The organism is Achromobacter sp. LC458 (assembly GCF_001005835.2).
In the GTDB taxonomy this organism is placed as follows: domain Bacteria; phylum Pseudomonadota; class Gammaproteobacteria; order Burkholderiales; family Burkholderiaceae_B; genus Achromobacter; species Achromobacter spanius_B.
Window position 1 is genome coordinate 50,321 of record NZ_LBHW02000019.1, and the last position, 22,161, is coordinate 72,481.

Genomic DNA, 22,161 nt, shown 5'->3' on the forward strand with positions numbered 1-22,161 from the left:
CCGAAGCCCCATGAAGTCGTCCCAAGCGCCCCGCGCCCCCGATCATTCCCTGGCCTTGCAGCCCGCCACCGAAGAAGACGTGCCTTTTCTGCTGGCGTTGCGCAAGGCCACCATGCAGGAACACCTGGAACGCGCCGGCGCGCCGACGGCTGACGCCGACCACCTGGCCCGCATCCAGTACCACTTCGACGACGCGCACATCGTCTGGGTGGACGGCCGCCCCGCCGGCCTGTTCAAGCACTACCGCGACCCTGCCGGCTGGCACATCGTGCAGATCCAGATCGCGCCGGACTTCCAGGGCCGTGGCCTGGGCCGGCGCCTGCTGGAAAGCATCCTGGATCAGGCCGATGCGCAAGGCGCGCCCGTGACGCTGAACGTACTCAAAAGCAACCCCGCCCAACGGCTGTACGCCGCTTTGGGCTTCACCCGCGTCAAGGAGACCGACCTGGAATATGAAATGCGTTACGAACCCGGCGCGGTCCGGCCGGCCGGCTGACCCTTGCAGCAACGACCGATGCAATTTCTTTTTGCCCGCCTGGAATAAAGCCCCGGCGGCAGGCGTCTGTAGTGGGCAGTCACCCCTTCCCCCACATCGTACGAGGCTCAACATGCGCAAACATATCGCCGCCGCCCTGGTTCTTGGCTCCGCCGCCCTGTTCACGGCCGGCGCCCACGCCCAAGCCGTCAAGACGCAAGACGGCATGCTGGTCAACAGCGCGGGCATGACGCTCTACACCTTCGACAAAGACAGCGGGGGCAAAAGCGCCTGCAACGACCAGTGCGCCAAGATCTGGCCGCCCGTCGCCGCGCCCGCCGACGCCAAGCCCATGGGCGATCTGACCGTCATCACCCGCGACGACGGCTCCAAGCAATGGGCGTACAAGGGCAAGCCCGTCTACCTGTACGCCAAGGACACCAAGCCGGGCGACAAGACCGGCGACAACTTCAAGGACGTCTGGCACGTCATCAAGCCTTGACCCGCGCCTGACGCCGCCCCAGCTTGACCATGCGCGCCGACGACGAGGCCCTGATCCTGGCCTGCATCCCCAGCCTGCGGCGTTACGCCCGCGGGCTGACGGGCGACCCGCACCGGGCCGATGACCTGGTGCAGGACACGTTGGAGCGCGCATGGAGCCGCTTTTCCCGCTGGCAAAAACGCGGCGAGCTACGCGCCTGGATGTTCGGCATCATGCACAACCACTTCATCGACGGCGTGCGCGCCACCAACCGGCGGGCCGACCAGACCGCGCCGGGCGACTTGCCCGACGCGCCGGTGCGCGCCACGCAGACCGACCATCTGGAGGTACGTGATCTGGACCGCTGCCTGCAAGCCTTGCCCCCCGAGCAGCGCGAAGTGCTGTTGCTGATTTGCGTGGAAGACCTGTCCTACCAGGACACGGCCCAGGTGCTGGACGTGCCCCTGGGCACCGTCATGTCGCGCCTGTCACGCGCCCGTGAAAAGCTGGGCGCGTTGATGCAGGGTCGCGACACGGTCAACCGGCTGCATCGCGTGAAATGACATGAACGACAAATCCCTTCATCCGGTTCCGAACATCGGCAGCCCCATCACCGAAGCCGATCTGCATGCCTATGCCGATGGCCAGCTGCCGCCCGCGCGGCATGCCGAAGTGGACGCTTTCCTGGCCACGCATCCGCAGGACCAGACCCGCGTGTCCGACTGGCAGGCGCAGCGCCGCGCGCTGCACGCGCTGCTGGACCCGGTGCTGGATGAACCCCTGCCCTTGCGACTGCCCTTGAAAGCGCCCGCGCGGCAGTTCCCATGGCGCGCGCTGGCGGCCAGCGTGTTGATCGCCACCGTGAGCGCCGGCGCGGCCTGGACGGCGCGCGGCGCGATGGACGCCCAGCGCATGCAAACGGTATTGGCCACCGCCAGCCCGGAACGCGCGGCGGGCGGCTATGCCCAACGCGCCGCCATCGCGCACGCGGTGTACGCGCCGGACATGGGCCGCCCGGTTGAAGTGGGCGCCGACAACGAAAAAGGCCTGGTCACGTGGTTGACCAAGCGCATGGGCGCGCCGGTGCGCGCGCCGTCCTTATCGCAGGCGGGTTATGAACTGGTGGGCGGCCGCTTGCTGCCCGGCGGCTCGGGTCCGGTCGCACAATTCATGTACGGCGCGGCCGATGGGCAACGCCTGACGCTGTACGTTACGCGCGAAGCCGCGGGCGGGCAGACCGCCTTCCAGTTCACGCAGGAAGGGCCGGTCCGGGTGTTTTATTGGGTGGAAGGCCAGTTTGGCTATGCCCTGTCCGGTGCGGTCAGCCGCGACGAACTGCAACGGGTATCGCAAGAGGTCTACCGGCAGTTGCAGGGCTAGCCCCCGCCCTGGCGCGCTTCATGCAGCATGTGCAGCGTGATCTTGCGCACTTCCGCCTTGCTCATTTCGATATGCGAACGCAGCATGCGCGCGGCCTCGTCGCCGCGCCTTGCCAGCACCGCGCGCAGGATCGCCGCGTGTTCGTCGTAGGTGGCATCCACCCGAAAATCCTTGGTGAAATCCAGCCGCCGCACGATGCGGATCTTCTCGGTGACGTCGCGGTGTATCTGCGCCATCTCGGGGTTGCCGGCGGCGGCTACCAGCGAACAATGAAACGCCTCGTCCAGCTGCGCCACCAAGCGGCCATCCAGAATGCGCTGCGGCGGCGGCACCAGCCACACGTCTTTCAACGCGCCCAGGATGCCGGAGTCGTCCATCGGCTCGCGCGTGCATAGCTTGTCCACCGCCGCCTGCTCCAGCACCACGCGCACGTCGTACAGCGCCTCGAAGCGTTCGAAATCAAACGGCCGCACCTGCCAACCGCTGCGCGGGCGCGCCAGCACGAAGCCTTCGCGCTCCAGGCGCGCCAGACCCAGCCGCACCGGCGTGCGGCTGACGCCCAGCCGCGTCACCAGATCGGCTTCGGTAAAGCGTTCGCCCGGCAGCATGCGAAAGTCGAACAGGTCGTCCTTGATGCGCTGGTACACCTGGTCGGCCAGCGATCCGGCCAGCGCCGGCGCGGGCCGGATCGCCGGGCTGACCTGAACGGATTCCAGCCGCATCATCCCGCCACGGTGCAAGTGGCGTCTTCGGCCAGCACCACCAGCGGGTCGCCCGCGTTGACGGGCTTGCCCGGCACGCAGCGTATCGCCGTGACCGTGCCCGCTGCGGGCGCGATGACCGACAGCTCCATCTTCATCGCTTCGACGACCACCAGCGTGTCGCCGGCCGATACGCTCTGCCCTACCTGAACCGGTATCTTCCAGATGTTGCCGCACATGTCGGCGCTGACCAGGCGTTCGCCCTCGCGCAGCGCGGTGTCGGCCTCGGTCTCGGGCGCCGCGGCGGGTTGCTCGGCCGCCACGTCTTCCGTTTTCCACAAGGCCACTTCGGCATCGAACGCACTTTTCTGACGCGTCTGGAACAAGGCGATGCTGTCGGCCTGATCGGCCAGGAAGCGCTGGTGCGCGGCGAAGTCAAAGACTTCTTCTTCGATGCGCACCGTGGCGCGCCCTTCGCGGAAGTCTTCGCGCAACACGTCCAGCTCTGCTTCGGTCACCGGGTAGAAACGCACCTGGTCGAAAAAGCGCAGCAGCCACGGCTTGCCGTCCTGGAACACGGGGTTTTTCAGAAACTTGTTCCAGATCGGCAAGGTGCGGCCAACCAGCTGATAGCCGCCCGGCGAATCCATGCCGTAGATGCACATGTAGACGCCGCCGATGCCCACCGTGCCCTCGGCCGTGTGGGTGCGCGCGGGGTTGTACTTGGACGTCAGCAGGCGGTGTCGCGGGTCGATCGGCACGGCGCACGGCGCGCCCAGGTACACGTCGCCCAAGCCCATGATGAGGTAGCTGGCGTCAAACACGATGTCGCGCACATCGTTGCGGCTGGCCAGCCCGTTGATGCGCTGGATGAAGTCCACATTGTTCGGCAGCCACGGCGCGTTGGCGCGCACGGTTTCCTGGTAGCGCTGCACGGCGCCCAGCGTGGCCGTATCCTCGAACGCCATCGGCAGGTAGACCACGCGCGTGGGCACTTTCAGCGTGGCCACGTCGGCCAGCCCCGCTTCGATCTTCAGCAGTCGCTCGATCAGCGCGCCCTGCAAAATCTGACGGCTGTCATAACGGATCTGCAACGAGCGCACGCCCGGCGACAGCTCTTCCACCCCGTGAATCGGATCGGCGTTCAGCGCTTCCATCAACAGGTGGATGCGCATGCGCAGCGCCAGGTCCAGCACGTTCTCGCCGTATTCCAGCAGCAGATAGCCGTCGCCCGCCTGGCGATACGACACTGACGGGCGCGCGCCCTCGGCGGGCAGCGCCGCCACGATGGTCTCGGACACGGTGGCCGGCACGGGGCTGGGCTGGGTCGCGGCGGGCGCCACGCCCGACAGCGCAGCCACGCTTTGGTCCTGCGCCGCTTGCAGCGCCACCGCCCGCGGATAGTCCATGCGCACGAAGCGGATACGGTCGCCGGGCTTGACCTGCCCCACCTTCCACAGCTCGGCGCTGGCGATGGTCACGGGGCACACGAAGCCGCCCAGGCTGGGGCCGTCGCGCGTCAGGATGACGGGGCTGTCGCCGGTGAAGTTGATGCTGCCGATGGCGTATTCGCAATCGTGGATGTTGGACGGGTGCAAGCCCGCCTCGCCGCCGTTCTCGCGCGCCCAGGTCGGCTTGGGGCCGATCAGGCGCACGCCCAGGCGGTTCGAGTTGTAGTGCACTTCCCAATCCGCCGCGAAGAACGTGTCCATCGCTTCGGGCTGGAAGAAATCCGGCGCGCCATGCGGGCCGTACAACACGCCGATTTCCCAGGTGTTGCCATACGCGGGGATCAAGTCGGCCGGCGCGGCCATGGGTTCGGCCAGCGGCGCAGTGGCCGTCGCATCCAGCTCGGGACGCACGATGGCCAGCATGTCGCCCACACGCAGCGTGCGGCCGGCGTGGCCGCCGAACTGACCCAGCGCAAAGGTCGAGCGGCTGCCCAGGTAGACGGGCACGTCCAGGCCGTTGCGCACGGCCAGATAGCTGCGGCAACCGGACAGCGCGCGGCCGGTGGCCAGCACTTGGCCCGAACGCACGGCAATGGGTTGCCACATTGGCACCGGTTCGCCGTCCAGCGTGGCCGCGCACTCGGCGCCCGTCAACGCCACGATGGTGTCGCCATGAAAGCGCAGCGTCGGGCCGACCAGCGTGGCCTCGATGCCCGCCGCATCCGGCGCGTTGCCGACGATGCGGTTGGCCAGCCGGAACGCGTAGTCGTCCATCGGGCCGGACGGCGGCACGCCGATGTCCCAGTAGCCCGTGCGGCCCGGATAATCCTGCACGCTGGTGTAGGTGCCCGCTTCCAGCACTTCGACGGCGGCGGGCCGATACGCAAAGCTGTCCAGGAAACGCGTAGACAGCTTGCCCGCGCGGAAACGTTCGTCGGCCACGATCTGGCGCAGGTAGTCCAGGTTGGTGGCGATGCCGTGCAGACGCGTGCGCGCCAGCGCGTCGGCCAGCTTGTCCAAGGCCGCCTCGCGCGTGTCCGCATGCACGATCAGCTTGGCCAGCATCGGATCGTAGAAAGCGGGCACCTCGGTGCCGGTCGCCACCCAGCCATCGACGCGCACGCCCTCGGGAAAGAACACTTCGGTCAATACGCCCGGCGACGGTTGGAATTGGCGCAACGGGTCTTCGGCATACAGGCGCACCTCGATGGACGCCCCTTGCGGCGCGCGCGACATCGCGGCGATGTCCAGCGCTTCGCCGGCCGCCACGCGCAGCATGCATTCCACCAGGTCCAGCCCCGTGACGGCTTCCGTGACGGGGTGTTCGACTTGCAGACGCGTGTTCACTTCCAGGAAATAAAAACTGTCGCGCGCCGGGTCGTAGATGAATTCAACCGTGCCGGCGGACCGGTAGTTCACCGACTCGCCCAGCTGCACGGCGGCGGCCAGCAGCGCCGCGCGCGTTGCGGCCGGCAGCAGCGGCGCGGGCGTTTCTTCGATCACTTTCTGATTGCGCCGCTGCACCGAGCAATCGCGTTCGCCCAGCGCCAACACGCGGCCCGCGCCGTCGCCGAAGATCTGCACTTCCACGTGCCGCGCGTTATCCACATAGCGTTCGATAAACGCGCCGCCATCGCGGAAAAAATGTTCGCCCATGCGCTGCACGCTGTCGAACGCCACGGTCAGTTCCGCTTCGTTCTCGCAGCGCGACAAGCCAATGCCGCCACCGCCAGCCGTGCTCTTGAGCATGACGGGGTAGCCGATGCGCTCGGCCTGCGACAAGGCTTCGCCCAAGCTGGCCAGCAAGCCCGTGCCCGGCGTCATCGGCACGCCCGCTTCGGCGGCCAGTTCGCGCGAGCGGTGCTTCAAGCCGAACTCGCGAATCTGCAAGGGCGTGGGGCCCACGAACGCGATACCGGCCGCCTCGCAGGCCTCGGCGAATTCAGCGCTTTCCGACAAGAAGCCATAGCCGGGGTAGATGGCTTGTGCGCCGTGCTCGCGCGCGGCGGCCAGCAGCAGGTCCATGCGCAGGTAGCTGTCGGCGGCTTTTTCGCCGCCCAGGGCCACGGCCACGTCGGCTTCGCGCACGTGCGCGGCGTTGCGGTCAGGGTCGGAATACACGGCCACGCTGCGGATGCCCAGGCGCTTCAGGGTGCGGATGGCGCGGACGGCGATTTCGCCTCGGTTGGCAATCAGAACGGTATCGAACACGGTTCGGCTCCCAGTGGCTTGATGGGGTTAGCGGGGGGTGGCGGCGTTGGCGGACAGGCTGGCCAGATACGCGCGCCAACCGCCAAACGCGGTGATGTCACGCGCGCCGTCCAGGCCGCGCGGTTCGCAGATAAAGCCCTTGACCAGCCGGCCGTCTTCCAGCTCCAGCGTGCCGATGCCCAGGGGCGCGGGGATCTCGGCCACGAAGGCGCCGAACGCCGTCACCGGCACGTCCCACAGTTCCACCTCGATGGGGGCACCGGACTCGGACTTCACCAGCCCGGGCTTGGGCGGCGTGGTGTTGGCCAGTGCATACAGGCGGTAGTCGCTTGCGGTGCGCGTCTTTTCCACCAGCACCGCGTGGCGCGAGGTCAGCTGATGGTTCAGCGGCATGCCGGTCAGGTGTGCGCCCACGACCGCCACGCGTACCGTATCGACGGGCGCGCGCGCGGCGTCGATGCCGGCGGGCAGCGGTGCGCCGGTAGCGCCCAGGGGCAGCCCGCGTTGCGCTTGCCACAAGCGGCCAAACTGCGCCAGCGCGCGGTCCTGCCAGGCCAGGCCGATCACGGTAATGCCCGACGGCAAGCCGTCGGCGCGCATGCCGGCGGGCAAGGCCAGCGCCGACAGGTCGGCCAGGTTGGCAAAGTTGGTGTACACGCCCAGACGCGAATTCAGCGTGACGGGGTCGGCCTGCAACTGGGCAATGGTGTAGATCGACGGCGAGGTCGGCACGACCAGCGCGTCGAACCCGGCCAGTGCCTGATGAATCTGCCGCGTCAATTCCGCGCGGCGGTATTCCGCCTTGAACGCATCCAGCGCGGTGTAGTTCGCGGCCTGCTCGACAATGCCGCGCACGACGGGGTTGATCGCGTCGGGCTGCGTTTGCCACAAGTCTTCCACGGCCGCGAAACGTTCCGCCACCCACGGCCCTTGATACAGCAGCGCGGCCAGCTCAGTGAAGGGGGCAAAGTCAATGGCCTGCACTTGCGCGCCCGTGTCCTTCAAGGCGCGTACGGCGTCCTCGAACACGGCGGCGGCCTGCGCATCGCCAAAGAACTCCAAGGTGGCGGGCACCGCCAGCTTGGGCGCGCGCGGCCACGGCAGCGAGGCGCCGGCCGGCATCTGGCGCGAATACGGATCCCGTTCGTCGTAGCCGCCCGCAACCTCGGCAACAAGTTCGGCGTCGGCCACGGTCAGTGCAAAGATCGACACGCAATCCAGCGTGCGGCACGCCGGCACCACGCCCGCCGTGCTGAGCCAGCCCTTGGTGGGCTTGAGGCCCACGATGTTGTTGAACCCGGCCGGCACGCGGCCCGAGCCGGCGGTGTCGGTGCCCAGCGAAAACGCGGCAATGCCGCGCGCCACCACCGAGGCGGACCCCGAGCTGGAACCGCCGCTGACATAGTCGGGGTTGAACGTGTTGGCCACCGCGCCATGCGGCGAGCGCGTGCCCACCAGGCCGGTGGCGAACTGATCCAGATTCGTCTTGCCGATCAGGATGGCGCCGGCCGCGCGCAGGCGCTGCACCACGGTCGCGTCTTCCTGTGCGGTGTAGGCAAATTCCGGGCAGGCCGCCGTCGTGGGCCAACCCGCCGCATCGATGTTGTCCTTGATGGCGAACGGCACACCGTACAGCGGCAGTCGCGTCATGTCGCCGCCCACGGCGGCCAGCATCAGGCGCAGGCCATCCAGCTGCTCATCCAGCGTGGCGCGGTCCACGCGGCAGATCCAGGCATTGTCCACAGGCCCGTCTTGCGGCGCGGCGTAATCGGCCAGCAGCACGTCGGGCTGCGCGCCGGTGTCGCGGTAGGCGGCCTGCCATTGCGCGATGGTCCAACCAATGGGGCTCGTCTGGGTTGCTGCGGCATTCATGCTGGAATCCTTTCTTGTATACAAGTACGGATTCCCAAGCAATAGCCGTGCCATGTTGGCGGACTGGCGGCGTTTCCCTCTGGCGCGCGGCGCATGGCCCCATGCAATGGCCGTCGCGCGCCCACCGCGCTCGCATCACGCGCACCGCAAGCGGGCAGGACACGCACCTGTTTTGTGCACGCGGCACTGTTTTGATCCGGCCACGACCGCCGAGCCACGCACGCCGGCATTCGCGTAAACACCCCCTCTTCATACAGCGGCCCGACGCGCGCCACGCACTTGGCATGCCTTTTGCTTTGAGGTCCTTGTTGTCAGGTGTTGTTAGAGATCGTTCCTGCCGGTGCGTCCGGCACATTCCATCCAGGAGTCACCATGAAACGCAGACTAGCCTTGAAGCAACTGACCGCCATGAGCCTGTTGGCCATGTCCGGTTGGATGCCGCAGGTATTCGCCGCCGAAGACACCATCAAGGTCGGCATCTTGCATTCCCTGTCGGGCACCATGGCCATCTCGGAGACGTCGCTCAAAGACGTCGCGCTGATGACTATCGACGAAATCAATGCCAACGGCGGCGTGATGGGCAAGAAGCTGGAAGCCGTGGTGGTGGACCCCGCGTCGAACTGGCCGCTGTTCGCCGAGAAGTCGCGCCAACTGCTGTCGCAGGACAAGGTGGCAGTGGTGTTTGGCTGCTGGACGTCGGTGTCGCGCAAGTCGGTGCTGCCGGTCTTCAAGGAATTGAACGGCCTGTTGTTCTACCCGGTGCAGTACGAAGGCGAAGAGCTTGAGAAGAACGTGTTCTACACCGGCGCCGCGCCCAACCAGCAAGCGATTCCGGCCGTGGAATACCTGATGAGCGAAGACGGCGGCGGCGCCAAGCGCTTCGTGCTGCTGGGCACCGACTACGTCTATCCGCGCACCACCAACAAAATCCTGCGCGCCTTCCTGCATTCCAAGGGCGTCAAGGACAGCGACATCGACGAGGTCTACACGCCGTTCGGCCATTCCGACTACCAGACCATCGTGGCCAACATCAAGAAGTTCGCCACCGGCGGCAAGACGGCCGTTATCTCGACCATCAACGGCGATTCCAACGTGCCCTTCTACAAGGAGCTTGGCAACGCCGGCCTGAAGGCTACCGACGTGCCGGTCGTGGCGTTCTCGGTGGGTGAAGAAGAACTGCGCGGTGTGGACACCAAGCCGCTGGTCGGCCACCTGGCCGCCTGGAACTACTTCCAATCGGTAAAGAACCCGGTCAACGAGGAATTCATCAAGAAGTGGAAGGCCTACGCCAAGGCCAAGAACCTGCCCAACGCCAGCACGGTCGTGACCAATGACCCGATGGAAGCCACCTACGTCGGCATCCACATGTGGAAGCAGGCCGTGGAACAGGCCAAGACCACCGATGTGGACAAGGTGATTGCGGCAATGGGCGGCCAGAAGTTCAACGCGCCCGACGGCTACACCATCGAAATGGACAAGACCAACCACCACCTGCACAAGCCCGTCTACATCGGCGAGATCAAGGCGGACGGCCAGTTCAACGTGGTGTGGAAGAGCAAGGGTCCGATCCGCGCTCAACCCTGGAGCCCGTACATCCCGGGTAACGAAGGCAAGCAAGGCCTCTAAGGGAAACAGCAGCCATGCACATCGCGGCAATCGCACACGTTTTGCGTCGTCTTCTTCTTGCGTGGCTGCTTGCCATGCCGCTGCTGGCCGCCCCCGCGGCGGCAGCGGGCGTGGACCCGGCCCTGCTTGCGCCGCTGGCCGGCGACGACACGGACGCCAAGCTGCAAGCGATTGCCGCGCTGGGCCAGCTGCCTGAACCCGGCGCCGCGGCCGTCTTGCAGGCGCTGGGCAGTGACCAGCTTTATGCCACGCCGGATGGACGCGTGCTGATCGGCATCGACAGCGCGCGCGCCACCGATCCGACGACCGGCGCGGCCGTGGACCTGCCTTCGGGTTCTGGCACCGTCAGCATCAACAACCGCCTGCGCCGCGCCATCGAGGCCGCGCTGGCGGGTTCCCGCTTGTTTTCGGACAAGCCCGATGAACGGCTGGACGCCGCGCGCCGCTTGCAGCAGACCGGCGACCCCGCCCGCCTGCCCATGCTTGAAAAGGCGCTGGCCTCCGAAAAGAACGACGCCGTGCGCGACGCGCTGCTGATCGCGCAGGCCAACCTGGAATTGAAAAGCGCCGACCCGGCCAAGCGCCGCCATGCCGTGGAACTGCTGGGCAACACGCGCAACGCCGCGTTCCGCCAGACGCTTGCCGCGCTGATGCAAGAGCGCGACGGCGCATACACCGAGCCGGATGCCGGCGTGCGCGAGGCCGCGGCCACCGCGCTTAAACAGATCGACCGCCACCTGGCCACGATTGAATGGGCGGGCAACCTGTTCTACGGCATCAGCCTGGGCAGCGTGTTGCTGCTGGCGGCGTTGGGGCTTGCCATCACCTTCGGTCTGATGGGCGTCATCAACATGGCGCACGGCGAATTGCTGATGATCGGCGCGTATGTGACCTACGTGGTGCAGTCGCTGTTTCGTGCCTGGTTGCCCGGCTGGCTGGACTGGTACGTGGTGGCGGCGCTGCCGCTGGCTTTCGTCGTGACGGCGCTGGTCGGGATGGCGCTGGAACGCACCGTGATCCGCTGGCTGTACGGCCGGCCGCTGGAAACGCTGCTGGCCACGTGGGGCATCAGCCTGATGCTGATGCAAGGCGTGCGCACGCTGTTCGGCGCGCAGAACGTGGAAGTGGGCAACCCCAGCTGGATGTCCGGCGGCATCACGGTGCTGGGCGGCCTGGTGCTGACCTACAACCGGCTGGTCATCATCGGCTTTGCCTTCTTTGTGGTGTTCCTGGTGTGGGTGCTGCTGAACCACACGCGCCTGGGGCTGTTCGTGCGCGCCATCACGCAGAACCGGCGCATGGCCGATTGCGTGGGCGTGCCGACCGGACGCGTGGACATGCTGGCCTTCGGCCTGGGCTCGGGCATTGCGGGCCTTGCCGGCGTGGCCTTGTCGCAGCTGGGCAACGTGGGACCCGACCTGGGGCGCGGCTACATCGTCGACTCTTTCATGGTGGTGGTGCTGGGCGGCGTGGGCCAGTTGGCCGGCACCGTCATCGCGGCCATGGGGCTGGGCGGCGTCAACAAATTCCTGGAGCCCTATGCGGGCGCCGTCATGGCCAAGATCACCATCCTGGTGCTCATCGTGCTGTTTGTCCAAAAGCGGCCGCAAGGCCTGTTCGCCCCTCGCGGCCGGAGCGTTGAATGAAACAGACCGCGCTGACCGATCTGACCCTGCTGACCCGCCGCCCCCTGTTCTCGGGCCGCGCGTGGACGGCCCTGGCCGTGGCGGCCGCACTGCTGGCGCTGCTGCCGCTGCTGAACCTGGTGTTTCCGCCCGGCCATGCGTTGCACGTGTCCGCGTATGCCGTGGCGCTGCTGGGCAAATTCATGTGCTACGCGATGGCGGCGCTGGCGCTGGACCTGGTGTGGGGCTACGCCGGCATCCTGTCGCTGGGCCACGGCCTGTTCTTTGCACTGGGCGGCTACGCGCACGGCATGTATTTGATGCGCGCCATCGGCCGAGACGGCGTCTACCAAAGCAACCTGCCCGACTTCATGGTGTTCCTGGATTGGAAGAGCTACCCCTGGTACTGGTCCTTCACCGAGCACTTCTGGTACGCGATGCTGCTGGTGGTGCTGGTGCCCGGCGTGCTGGCCTTTGTGTTCGGCTACTTCGCCTTCCGCTCACGCATCAAGGGCGTGTACTTTTCCATCATCACGCAGGCGCTGACGTTCGCCGCCATGCTGCTGTTCTTTCGCAACGACACGGGCTTTGGCGGCAATAACGGCTTTACCGATTTCAAGCGCATCCTGGGTTTTGACATCACCGCGCCGGGCACGCGCGCCGCGTTGTACTGGATCACGCTGGCCGCGTTGGCGGGCGCGTTGATCCTGGCACGAGTGGTCACGCAATCCAAGCTGGGCCGCGTGCTGACCGCCGTGCGCGATGCCGAAAGCCGGCTGCGTTTCATCGGCTACGACCCCTTGGGATTCAAGCTGTTCGTGTGGACCTTGTCGGCCGTGTTGTGCGGCATCGCCGGCGCGCTGTACGTGCCGCAGGTGGGCATCATCAACCCCAGCGAAATGTCGACCGAGACCTCGATTGAAATGGTGATCTGGGTGGCCACCGGCGGGCGCGGCACCTTGATCGGCCCCATCATCGGCGCGGGCGCGGTCAATGGCTTGAAGACCTGGTTCACCAGCGTGCTGCCGGAATTCTGGCTGTATGCGCTGGGCCTGATCTTCGTGCTGGTGACGCTATTCCTGCCCACCGGCATCGTGGGCCTGGCCCGCCGCATCATGGCACGCTTGCAGGAGAAGAAGGCATGACCAGCACGCACACCGAACAGGCCATGCTGGACGGCGGCCCCAGCGGCGATGCTGGCTACGGCCGCGTCAGCCCCAAGGGCCTGGACACCAGCCACGGCGCCATCCTGTACCTGGAAGGCATCACCGTCAGTTTCGACGGCTTCAAGGCGCTGAACGACCTGACGCTGGACATCGGCGTGGGCGAACTGCGCTGCATCATCGGCCCCAACGGCGCGGGCAAGACCACGATGATGGACGTCATCACCGGCAAGACGCGGCCCACGGCGGGCACCGCGTTTTTTGGCCAGAGCATAGACCTGACAACCTTGAACGAAGCGCAGATTGCGCACGCGGGCATCGGCCGCAAGTTCCAGCGCCCCACGGTCTTCGAGCAGCACAGCGTGTTTGAAAACCTGGAGCTGGCGATGAAGACGGACAAGCGCGTGCGGCCCACGCTGTTCTCGCGCCTGAGCAGCGAGCAGGCCGACAAGATCGGCGAAACGCTGGACCTGATCCGCCTGCGCACGGAAGTGCGGCGCCCGGCCGGCCTGCTGTCGCACGGGCAGAAGCAGTGGCTGGAAATCGGCATGCTGCTGATGCAAGAGCCGCAGCTGCTGTTGCTGGATGAACCCGTGGCGGGCATGACCGATGCCGAAACCGAACGCACCGGCGAACTGCTGAACGAGCTGCGGGGCCGCCATTCATTGATGGTGGTGGAACACGACATGGACTTCGTCAACCAGATCGCGGGCACGGGCAAGGTGACGGTGCTGCACGAAGGCTCGGTGCTGGCCGAAGGGCCGATGAGCAAGGTGCAGGCCGACCCGCGCGTGATCGAAGTCTACCTGGGGCGCTAAAGATGCTGGACGTAAGCACGATCAACCAATACTACGGCGGCAGCCACACGCTGCGCGGCGTATCGATGTCGGTGCGCCAGGGCGAATGCCTGGCGCTGCTGGGCCGCAACGGCGTGGGCAAGACCACCTTGCTGAAATGCGTGATGGGCGTGCTGCCCGTGGCCAGCGGCAACATCGCTTTCGACGGAGCGGACATCACACGGCTGGCGCCGCACCAGCGCGCCGCGCGCGGCATGGCCTATGTGCCGCAGGGCCGCGACATCTTTGCGCGGCTGACGGTGGAAGAGAACATCCTGATGGGCATGGCCACCAAGCCCGCCGCGCGCGCGCGTCGCATCAAGGAAGAAGTGTTTGAACTTTTTCCCGTGCTCAAAAGCATGCTGTCGCGGCGCGGTGGCGACCTTTCGGGCGGCCAGCAGCAACAGCTGGCCATTGCGCGCGCGCTGGTGGCCGAGCCCAAGCTCATCATCCTGGACGAGCCCACCGAAGGCATCCAGCCCTCCATCATCAAGGACATCGCGCGGGTGATCCACATGCTGCGCCAGCGCGGCGACATCGCCATCCTGTTATGCGAGCAGTACTTCGATTTCGCGCGCGAGCTGGCGGATCAATTCGTGGTGCTGTCGCGCGGCGAAGTGGTGGCCAGCGGCGACCGTAGCGCCATCGACGGCGAGGACGTGCGGCGGCATCTGTCGGTCTGAACCGGCCCCGCGCCGGGCCATGCGGCGGGCCATCCTCCGGGCCATGCACCTGGCCGCGCCGCAGGCAAAGCGCCGGAGCAAAGCGTGTTGAGATTCTTTTGATTTTGCGCGCGCATCGGAAAACTGCTCCGATATAATCCGGCTCCATGTGCTTCGCTACTTTCCTGACCCGCCCCACCGTGTGGATCGCGCTTGCCGCGATCCTGTGGGCGTCGTTGGCGCCGTCGCTAGCCCATGCCCTGAGCCTGTCTCCCGACGGCCATCACATCCATCGCATCCAGGTCGATGTCTGCGCCGCTGGCGCGGATGACAGCGCCACGATGACGCTGGACGTCGTGCACGATGGCCCGCACGACGCCTCGCAAGACGGTCATGCCGGCGACGGCCATGGTGACAACCACCATTGTCCGCTGTGCCGTAACCCCCATGCCGACGTCGGCATCCTGCCCACGCCCGTGCCGGTGCTGCCCGTTCCCGTGGGCCGCGCCACGACCTACCCGCCGCTGTTCTTCCTGGCGGCAAACCCCCTTCATGCCTGGAGCGCGGTTCAGCCGCGCGCACCGCCCGCCAACTAAGCTGGCGCTGAGTCAACCGCCCACACGTTCGCGGCTTCCTTGGTGGTCCCTTCTTGGCCCCTTGGTGTCCCGTCGTAGCCCCTCGTGGCCCGCTGTGTGCGCAGCACGACCCATCGCCCAGCTTGCCGTCTTTAGCTGACCCACCGTCTTCGCGCCTTGATGCGCGAGGCATGGCGACGTCGTCATCCAGACCTTGAGCCTTCCCCGCGCACCGCCTGCATTCCGGCGGCGTGCCGGACGCGCTCGCCCGTATGCAGGCATGCTTCATGAAACACACTTCTCTGTACACCTTGCTGCTGGGCGTCATGGCCAGCGCTCCCGCCCTGTCCCTGGCCGCCGAACCCGCCGTCACGACCCTGGCGCCCACCACCATTTACGGCGCCGGCCATGTTGAGCCGGCACCCAATGGCCCCATCGACCTGGACATCAAGGACAGCACCGGCAGCCGCCTGGGGCTGACCCTGCGCGAAACACCGGCCAGCGTCACCGTCATCACGCGCGAGCAGATCGAAGCGCGTGGCTCGCTCAACACGCAGGACATCGCGCGCGGCATTCCGGGCGTGGACAACGCCTCGCCCCCCGGCAATGCCGGCGCGGTCAGCTATCGCGGCTTCGCCGGTGGCCAGGTATCGCAATTGTTCAACGGCATCTCGGTGCAGTACGACGCCATTGCCGGGCGCCCGGTGGACAGCTGGATCTACGACCGCGTCGAAGCCATCGGCGGCCCGTCCACGTTTCTGTTCGGCGCGGGCGCGGTCGGCGGCGCCATCAACGTCGTCACCAAGCTGCCCGAACGCGACACCTTCTACGACAGCCAATTCCGCCTGGGCTCGTTCGACAGCCGCCAATATTCCATCGGCCTGAACCAGCAGTTGGCGGGTGACGCCGGCGGCCAGGGCCATTACCTGCGCATCGACGCCAACACCGGCTCCAGCCACGGTTGGGTGGACGGCAACCATAGCCGCGCCACGCAAGTGGCGGCATCGCTGCTGTCCGACCTGGGCGCGGACCTGACCCAGACCTTCGCCTTTGAATACCAGCGCGAACAGGTCGACCGCCCCTACTGGGGCACGCCGCTAAAAACCAACGCCAACGGCGTGGTGCAAGGCGAAGGCCAGATCATGGATGGCACGCGTTTCAAGAACTACAACGTCAACGACGGCCTGTACGAGCAATCCATTCTTTGGGCGCGGTCGATCACCGAATGGCGCGCGGGCTCGAACCTGACGCTGAAGAACACGCTGTATCACTATCGTGCTGAACGCGATTTTCGTAACCTGGAAAGCTATCGCTTCAATGCCGGCAACAGCTTGGTGCTGCGCTCGGGCGCGTTGCTGCAACGGCACGAGCAGACGCTGACCGGCAACCGCATCGAAGGGCTGTACCGCTCGACGCTTGCCGGGCTGCCCAGCGACTGGTCGTTTGGCGCCGACATCAGCCAGAACAAGGTCACGCGCTTTCCAACCAGCATCAACGGCCAGGTCGACGCCGTGGACCCGTACGACTTTTCGCCTGGCGACTTCTACGATATTCCCGGCATGACGCGCGGCCACAAACCCGATCGCGAGAACCGCATCCGCACCTTTGCCCTGACGGTGGAAAACCGCACGCAGGTGCTGCCCGGCGTGGCCATTGTGTCGGCGCTGCGCAAGGACTTTATCGACCTGGACCTGACCAACCGCCGCGCGGTGACCGCCACGTCGCCGGCCAGCGCGCAGCGCAGCTATTCGCCCTTGACCGGGCGCTTGGGCGTGAACTGGGAAGTCAGCCCCGAAGCCGCGTTGTACGCGCAGTACGCGACGGCGGCCGACCCCCCTTCCGGCTTGCTGGCCACCGCATCCTTCGCCGACGTGCTGAACAACGACAAGCTCACCACCGGCACGCAGGCCGAAGTGGGCGGCAAGTTCAACTTCTGGGACGGGCGCGGCGCGGCCACCGTGGCGGTCTACGAGATCAAGCGCAAGAACATGGCCACGTCCGACCCGGACAATCCCGGCGTCAGCGTGCCGGTGGGCGCGCAGTCCGCGCGCGGCGTGGAACTGGCGGGCGGCCTGCAATTGACGCCCAAGGTGTCCGTGCAAGGCAACGTGGCCTTTGTCGACCCGCGTTACGACGACTTCTCGCAATCCGTGGGTGGCGTGCCGGTATCGCGCAATGGCAACGTGCCGACCAACACGCCACGCCGGTTGGCCAACGTATGGGTCGATTACGCCTTCGTGCCCGACTGGAATGCCAGCGTCGCCGCGCGCTACGTGGGCCGTTCCTACGCGGACGCGGCCAACACCGTGTGGGCGCCGTCCTACACCGTGTTCGATGCGGCCCTGTCGCACCGGATCAACCGCAACGTGAACGCCACCGTGCGCGTGCGCAACCTGACCGACAAGGTCTACGCCGCCAACGCCAGCCCGACCATGTTCTACCTGGGCGCGCCGCGTTCGGTGGAACTGACGCTGCAAATGCGGTTCTGACAAACCGCGACCAAGGGGGATGCCATGAGCACCACATCCAGCCGCGCGCCCGCGCGCCACGCCGGGCCGCCACTGTCCACGCGCGCCAAGCGTTGGCTGTACCTGATCCATCGCTGGGCCGGCATTGTGCTGTGCCTGTTCTTCGCCATGTGGTTTATTTCCGGCGTGGTGATGATGTACGTGGGCTACCCCAAGCTGACGCCGCACGAGCGGCTGACGCATCTGGCCCCGCTGGACGCGGCCACGCTTGCCGTCACGCCCGCCCAGGCGCTGGCGGCGGCCGGGGCAAGCGATGCCATCGGCCTGAGCCTGGCCGCCACGCGCGCCGGCGCGCCGGTCTATCTGGTGCCCGGCGCGCCGCGCAAGCCGCCCAAGGTGGTGGATGCGGCCACCGGCGCCCTGCTGCCGCCCGCCGATGCGTCGGTGGCGAGGGCATCGGCGCTGGCATGGTTCGGCGGGCAGTACGCCGCGCGCCATCAGGAAACCGTGGACGAAGACGTCTACACGCATTCGGGTTCGCTGGACGTGCACCGTCCGCTGCATCGGGTGGACATGGACGACCCGGCGCGCACGCGCTTGTACGTGTCGTCGGCCACGGGCGCGGTGGTGCTGGACGCCACGCGCAACGAGCGCGCCTGGAACTACGCGGGCGCGTGGATCCACTGGCTGTACCCGCTGCGCGGCAACGTGCTGGACCGCTGGTGGCATGACGTGGTGGTGTGGCTGTCGGTGGCGGGTGTGCTGGTGGCGCTGACGGGCACGGTGGTGGGCATCCTGCGCTGGCGCTTTTCGCGCCCGTACGCCACGGGCAGCCGTTCGCCCTACCGCGAACGCATGATGCGATGGCATCACATCAGCGGGCTGCTGTTTGCCGCCATCACCATCACATGGATCTTCAGCGGCCTGATGTCGATGAACCCGTGGAAGTTGTTTACCAGCACGGCCGCGCCGCTGGCGCACAGCGCGTACGCCGGCCCCGCCGCCGAGACGCCGCTGGCCTCGCCGCGCGCGCTGATTGCCGCGCTGCCTGCCGCCCCGCGCGAACTGACCTGGACGCGCGCCGCCGGCCAGGACGTGGCGTTGGCCCGCAGCAGCGTGAGCGCGCCGCGCGTGCTGTCGGCCACGGCCGCCACGCCCACCGCGTTTGCCGAAGCAGACCTGCGCGAGTCGGCCGCGCGCCTGCTGCCCGACGCGGCGATACGCGAGGTTCAGGTCCTGCACGACTACGATTTCTACTACTACGCGCGAGACGCGCACGCGATGCTGGGCCACGTGGAAAAGCCGCTGCCGATGTGGCGCGTCGTCTATGACAACCCGCAGGCGACGTGGGTGTATCTGGATCCGGCCACCAGCCAGATCGTGGGCCGGCAAGACCGCAGCAATCGCGTCAGCCGCTGGCTGTTCGCCTTCTTGCATAGCTGGGACTGGACCGGCCTGTTGTCGCGCCGGCCGGTGTGGGACGTGCTGCTGATTGTGTTGAGCCTGGGCGGCGCGGCGTTGAGCCTGACCGGCGTGGTAATCGGTTGGCGGCGCTTGGGCAAGAAGCTGAAAGGATGAGGTTTGGCCGAATCAGGCTGCGGCCGGCCTCGCGTGTCCAGAAGTAAAACCCAGCACGGCGCCGCACTTTGTAAGCGGACTGACGGGAAACCCCATTACCATCGCGGCTATTGTTTATTACGCTGCGATGACGTGTCATGGATTTCCTGGACAGCCTGAACCATTCCCTGTTTCTTTCGATCAACGCCGACCCGGCTTCGCCCGCCTGGCGCATCCACGCCGCCATGCTGATCGCCAACCGGCTGATCCTGCTGGTGCCCGGCGCGCTGGCCGCGCTGTGGTTGTGGGGCGGACAGCCGCAACGCAGCCTGGCGCTGAAGGTGCTGGCCAGCATCGGCGCCGCGCTGTTCATCAGCTATCTGTGCGGGGCGCTGTGGCCGCAGCCGCGTCCGTTCGTGCTGGGGCTGGGCCATGCGTTCTTTCCGCACAAGGCGACCTCGTCCTTTCCCAGCAACCACACCATCATCATTGCCACCTTTGCGTTCGCGTTGATCCTGGACCGGCGCTGGGCGGCCTGGGGCGGGCTTGCGTTGCTGGGCGCCGCCGTCGTCGGTACGGCGCGCGTCTATCTGGGCGTGCATTTCCCCTTGGACATCGCGGGCGGCCTGGTGCTGGCGCCCATCGCCGCGGCGATTACCGCGGCGGTGTGGAATCGCGTCGGCGCACCGCTGACGCTGGCCACGCAAGGCATTTACCGCAAGCTGCTGGCCTTGCCGATTGCACGCGGCTGGTTCCGCGCGTAGGCGGTCGGCGGATCAACCCGGCGCAGCGCGCTTGCCGGGGTCCGCTTCCCCTGGCGCCCGCGCAAGGCGGATCGCTCAGTTGATCGCAACGTTCGCGTCTTTGACCAGCTTGGCGTAGTTGGTGGTGTCCGCGCCGATACGGGCGCGCATCTGCTCGGGCGTGTCGCCAATCGGCACCGCCCCGATCTCGGCCATCCGGCGCGAGAAGTCGGGCGAATGGATGATCTTCACCATCTCGGCGTTCAGCCGCGTCACCACCTCGGCGGGCGCGGCGGCCGGCGCCAACACGCCAAACCACGTCCCCATGTTGAAGGGCTTGATGCCCGCCTCTTGCATCGTCGGCACATTGGGCAACGCGGCCGAACGCTGATCGGTGGTGACGGCCAGCGCGCGCAGCTTGCCGCTTTGGATGTGCGCGAGCACGGGCGTGATGGTGTCGAACGACATATCGATCTGGCCGCCCAGCAAATCGGTGGTCAACGGCCCGCTGCCCTTGTACGGCACGTGCAGCAGCTTGACGTGGCCCTGCTGCTCGAACTGCGCACCGATCAGGTGTTGCCCCGTGCCCATGCCGTTGGACCCATACGTCAGCTTGCCCGGCGCAGCCTGCGCCAGCTTGAGCAGGCCTTGCACGGTGGTGGCGTCCAGCTTGGGGTTGACGACCAGCACGTTGGGCACCAGCGCCACCGTCGTCACCGGCGCGAAGTCCTTCTGAAAGTCGTAGTGCAGGCTCTTGTAGACGCTGGTGGCGATGGTGTGATGCACCGCGCCCATCAGCAGCGTGTAGCCGTCGGGCGCTGCCTTGGCCACGTAGTCGGCGCCCAGCGTCGAGCCCGCGCCCGGCTTGTTTTCCACCACCACGGGCTGGCCCAGGCTCTTGGACAGTTCCTGCCCCAGGGCGCGCGCCAACACGTCGGTGGTGCCGCCCGCCGGAAATGGCACCACCAGGCTGATCGGCCGGGCCGGATACGTCTGCGCCATGGCGGCCCCGCCCATCAAGGGCAGGCCCATCGCGCAGGCGAGCGCCAACGCGCGCACGCGGAATCGTTGCTTGAACATGCTCGTCTCCTTGGAATACGAATGGACTTCGCTTCTTGTTGTATTGCCGGGTCACCGCGTGAAGCTTGCTGCCTCGGGGTCTTGCGCCCTGTCGCGGTGTCCGGGTATCGCCGCGGGCGGCGCGTGCCGCTACGCCGCCTTGACCTGCCTGCCCTGCGCCAGCTGCGCGCAGACGGCCTCGGTGACGTCATCGGTGCGCGCCTGTCCGCCCAGGTCGCGAGTATGCAGCGCCGGGGTGGCCGTGACGCGTTCGATGGCTTGCATCAAACGCGCCGCCGCGTCCGTCTCGCCCAGGTGTTCCAGCAGCATGACCACCGACCAGAACGTGCCCACCGGGTTGGCCAGGCCTTGCCCCATGATGTCGAAGGCCGAACCGTGGATGGGTTCAAACATGGAGGGGTAGCGGCGTTCCGGGTCGATGTTGCCGGTGGGCGCGATGCCCAGGCTGCCGGCCAGCGCGGCGGCCAGGTCGCTGAGGATGTCGGCGTGCAGGTTGGTGGCCACGATGGTGTCCAGCGACGCGGGCCGGTTGACCATGCGCGCGGTGGCGGCGTCGACCAGTTCCTTGTCCCACGTGACGTCGGGAAATTCGCGGCTGACTTGCAGCGCGATCTCGTCCCACATGACCATGGCGTGGCGCTGCGCGTTGGATTTGGTGATGACGGTCAACAGCTTGCGCGGGCGCGATTGCGCCAGCTTGAAGGCAAAGCGCAGGATGCGTTCAACGCCGGCCCGCGTCATGATGGACACGTCGGTAGCGGCCTCGATGGGATGGCCCTGATGCACGCGCCCCCCCACGCCGGAATATTCGCCTTCGGAATTTTCGCGCACGATGACCCAGTTCAGTTGCTCGGGCGTGCAGCGCTTTAGCGGCGCGTCGATGCCGGGCAGGATGCGCGTGGGACGCACGTTGGCGTACTGGTCAAAGCCCTGGCAGATCTTCAGGCGCAGGCCCCACAGGGTGATGTGGTCGGCAATGTCGGGGTCACCGGCCGAGCCGAACAGGATGGCGTCCTTGTCGCGCAAGGCGTCCAGGCCATCGGCGGGCATCATCACGCCGTGCTGGCGGTAATAGTCGCCGCCCCAATCGAAGTTCTGGAATTCGAATTGCAGGCCGCCTTCGCCGGCAATGGCCTGCATGACGCGCTGGCCGGCCGGAATCACTTCCTTGCCGATGCCGTCGCCGGGGATGGTTGCGATGCGGTAGGTCTTCATAAGCCGACAGGCTCCTTGCGGGTAAGGGTCTGTCGGCAAT

General features: G+C 66.9%; 18 protein-coding genes. 13 read left to right on the forward strand and 5 right to left on the reverse strand.

All coding sequences use genetic code 11. The features are described from left to right. The first annotated feature begins 10 nt into the window (after positions 1–10). The 4 genes from YH64_RS17000 (at position 11) to YH64_RS17015 (ending at position 2,336) form a co-directional block, all read left to right on the forward strand. Positions 11–496, forward strand: coding sequence for a GNAT family N-acetyltransferase (locus YH64_RS17000; RefSeq protein WP_046805204.1), 486 nt, complete (start codon positions 11–13; stop codon positions 494–496). A gap of 112 nt (positions 497–608) precedes the next feature. After that, positions 609–977 (forward strand): lipoprotein, encoded by a 369-nt coding sequence (locus YH64_RS17005; protein WP_046805203.1) that lies wholly within the window; start codon positions 609–611, stop codon positions 975–977. 29 nt (positions 978–1,006) lie between these two features. After that, positions 1,007–1,519 carry an RNA polymerase sigma factor gene (locus YH64_RS17010; RefSeq protein WP_046805248.1) on the forward strand — a complete coding sequence of 171 codons (513 nt, stop codon included), beginning with the start codon at positions 1,007–1,009 and terminating at the stop codon, positions 1,517–1,519. A gap of 1 nt (position 1,520) precedes the next feature. Further along, entirely contained in the window at positions 1,521–2,336 is an 816-nt protein-coding gene (locus YH64_RS17015; protein WP_046805202.1) for an anti-sigma factor, read from the forward strand. Here the strand turns inward: YH64_RS17015 and YH64_RS17020 are convergent. From YH64_RS17020 to atzF, 3 genes are read right to left on the reverse strand one after another with little or no spacing between them, the layout of a single operon-like run. Then, positions 2,333–3,061: a GntR family transcriptional regulator gene (locus tag YH64_RS17020; RefSeq protein WP_046805201.1), complete on the reverse strand. Its 729-nt coding sequence runs from the start codon at positions 3,059–3,061 to the stop codon at positions 2,333–2,335. The two genes, YH64_RS17015 and YH64_RS17020, sit on opposite strands and share 4 nt — an antisense overlap. After that, a complete protein-coding gene (uca, locus tag YH64_RS17025; protein WP_046805200.1) occupies positions 3,058–6,699 on the reverse strand; it encodes an urea carboxylase in 3,642 nt (1,213 codons plus the stop codon). The genes YH64_RS17020 and uca overlap by 4 nt, the downstream gene beginning before the upstream one ends. Positions 6,700–6,726: 27 nt before the next feature. Continuing rightward, entirely contained in the window at positions 6,727–8,571 is a 1,845-nt protein-coding gene (atzF, locus tag YH64_RS17030; RefSeq protein ID WP_046805199.1) for an allophanate hydrolase, read from the reverse strand. 372 nt (positions 8,572–8,943) lie between these two features. On the opposite strand from atzF, the gene urtA reads away from it, so the two are divergent. The 9 genes from urtA (at position 8,944) to YH64_RS17075 (ending at position 19,847) form a co-directional block, all read left to right on the forward strand. Further along, positions 8,944–10,197: an urea ABC transporter substrate-binding protein gene (gene urtA, locus YH64_RS17035; RefSeq protein ID WP_046805198.1), complete on the forward strand. Its 1,254-nt coding sequence runs from the start codon at positions 8,944–8,946 to the stop codon at positions 10,195–10,197. Between the two features lie 14 nt (positions 10,198–10,211). Then, positions 10,212–11,843: an urea ABC transporter permease subunit UrtB gene (gene urtB, locus YH64_RS17040; protein WP_046805197.1), complete on the forward strand. Its 1,632-nt coding sequence runs from the start codon at positions 10,212–10,214 to the stop codon at positions 11,841–11,843. Beyond that, the gene (gene urtC, locus YH64_RS17045; RefSeq protein WP_046805196.1) at positions 11,840–12,967 is read left to right on the forward strand and encodes an urea ABC transporter permease subunit UrtC; all 1,128 of its coding nucleotides are present in this window, start codon (positions 11,840–11,842) and stop codon (positions 12,965–12,967) included. Before urtB ends, urtC begins: the two co-directional genes overlap by 4 nt. Continuing rightward, positions 12,964–13,803 carry an urea ABC transporter ATP-binding protein UrtD gene (gene urtD, locus YH64_RS17050; RefSeq protein WP_046805195.1) on the forward strand — a complete coding sequence of 280 codons (840 nt, stop codon included), beginning with the start codon at positions 12,964–12,966 and terminating at the stop codon, positions 13,801–13,803. Before urtC ends, urtD begins: the two co-directional genes overlap by 4 nt. Before the next feature lie 2 nt (positions 13,804–13,805). Further along, complete coding sequence (urtE, locus tag YH64_RS17055; protein WP_046805194.1) at positions 13,806–14,504, forward strand: urea ABC transporter ATP-binding subunit UrtE; 699 nt, start codon at positions 13,806–13,808, stop codon at positions 14,502–14,504. Positions 14,505–14,650: 146 nt separating this feature from the next. After that, entirely contained in the window at positions 14,651–15,079 is a 429-nt protein-coding gene (locus YH64_RS17060; protein WP_046805193.1) for a DUF2946 family protein, read from the forward strand. A 266-nt stretch (positions 15,080–15,345) separates the two neighbouring features. Continuing rightward, the gene (locus YH64_RS17065) at positions 15,346–17,547 is read left to right on the forward strand and encodes a TonB-dependent siderophore receptor (protein ID WP_046805192.1); all 2,202 of its coding nucleotides are present in this window, start codon (positions 15,346–15,348) and stop codon (positions 17,545–17,547) included. Between the two features lie 24 nt (positions 17,548–17,571). Continuing rightward, positions 17,572–19,104 carry a PepSY domain-containing protein gene (locus YH64_RS17070; RefSeq protein WP_046805191.1) on the forward strand — a complete coding sequence of 511 codons (1,533 nt, stop codon included), beginning with the start codon at positions 17,572–17,574 and terminating at the stop codon, positions 19,102–19,104. A 137-nt stretch (positions 19,105–19,241) separates the two neighbouring features. Next, on the forward strand, positions 19,242–19,847 hold the full coding sequence (locus YH64_RS17075) for a phosphatase PAP2 family protein (RefSeq protein WP_046805190.1): 606 nt from the start codon (positions 19,242–19,244) through the stop codon (positions 19,845–19,847). Between the two features lie 75 nt (positions 19,848–19,922). On the opposite strand, the gene YH64_RS17080 is transcribed toward YH64_RS17075, so the two are convergent. After that, on the reverse strand, positions 19,923–20,906 hold the full coding sequence (locus tag YH64_RS17080) for a tripartite tricarboxylate transporter substrate binding protein (protein WP_046805189.1): 984 nt from the start codon (positions 20,904–20,906) through the stop codon (positions 19,923–19,925). Between the two features lie 129 nt (positions 20,907–21,035). Further along, the gene (locus YH64_RS17085; RefSeq protein WP_046805188.1) at positions 21,036–22,121 is read right to left on the reverse strand and encodes a tartrate dehydrogenase; all 1,086 of its coding nucleotides are present in this window, start codon (positions 22,119–22,121) and stop codon (positions 21,036–21,038) included. Positions 22,122–22,161: the final 40 nt, after the last annotated feature.

Coding starts and splice junctions, on each gene's coding strand:
- atzF (WP_046805199.1), bottom strand. CDS start 8,571: ATGAATGCCGCAGCAACCCAGACGAGCCCCATTGGTTGGACCATCGCG.
- YH64_RS17000 (WP_046805204.1), top strand. CDS start 11: ATGAAGTCGTCCCAAGCGCCCCGCGCCCCCGATCATTCCCTGGCCTTG.
- YH64_RS17020 (WP_046805201.1), bottom strand. CDS start 3,061: ATGATGCGGCTGGAATCCGTTCAGGTCAGCCCGGCGATCCGGCCCGCG.
- YH64_RS17065 (WP_046805192.1), top strand. CDS start 15,346: ATGAAACACACTTCTCTGTACACCTTGCTGCTGGGCGTCATGGCCAGC.
- YH64_RS17085 (WP_046805188.1), bottom strand. CDS start 22,121: ATGAAGACCTACCGCATCGCAACCATCCCCGGCGACGGCATCGGCAAG.
- YH64_RS17010 (WP_046805248.1), top strand. CDS start 1,007: ATGCGCGCCGACGACGAGGCCCTGATCCTGGCCTGCATCCCCAGCCTG.
- urtE (WP_046805194.1), top strand. CDS start 13,806: ATGCTGGACGTAAGCACGATCAACCAATACTACGGCGGCAGCCACACG.
- YH64_RS17075 (WP_046805190.1), top strand. CDS start 19,242: ATGGATTTCCTGGACAGCCTGAACCATTCCCTGTTTCTTTCGATCAAC.
- urtB (WP_046805197.1), top strand. CDS start 10,212: ATGCACATCGCGGCAATCGCACACGTTTTGCGTCGTCTTCTTCTTGCG.
- YH64_RS17005 (WP_046805203.1), top strand. CDS start 609: ATGCGCAAACATATCGCCGCCGCCCTGGTTCTTGGCTCCGCCGCCCTG.
- urtD (WP_046805195.1), top strand. CDS start 12,964: ATGACCAGCACGCACACCGAACAGGCCATGCTGGACGGCGGCCCCAGC.
- urtA (WP_046805198.1), top strand. CDS start 8,944: ATGAAACGCAGACTAGCCTTGAAGCAACTGACCGCCATGAGCCTGTTG.
- YH64_RS17080 (WP_046805189.1), bottom strand. CDS start 20,906: ATGTTCAAGCAACGATTCCGCGTGCGCGCGTTGGCGCTCGCCTGCGCG.
- YH64_RS17060 (WP_046805193.1), top strand. CDS start 14,651: ATGTGCTTCGCTACTTTCCTGACCCGCCCCACCGTGTGGATCGCGCTT.
- YH64_RS17015 (WP_046805202.1), top strand. CDS start 1,521: ATGAACGACAAATCCCTTCATCCGGTTCCGAACATCGGCAGCCCCATC.
- YH64_RS17070 (WP_046805191.1), top strand. CDS start 17,572: ATGAGCACCACATCCAGCCGCGCGCCCGCGCGCCACGCCGGGCCGCCA.
- urtC (WP_046805196.1), top strand. CDS start 11,840: ATGAAACAGACCGCGCTGACCGATCTGACCCTGCTGACCCGCCGCCCC.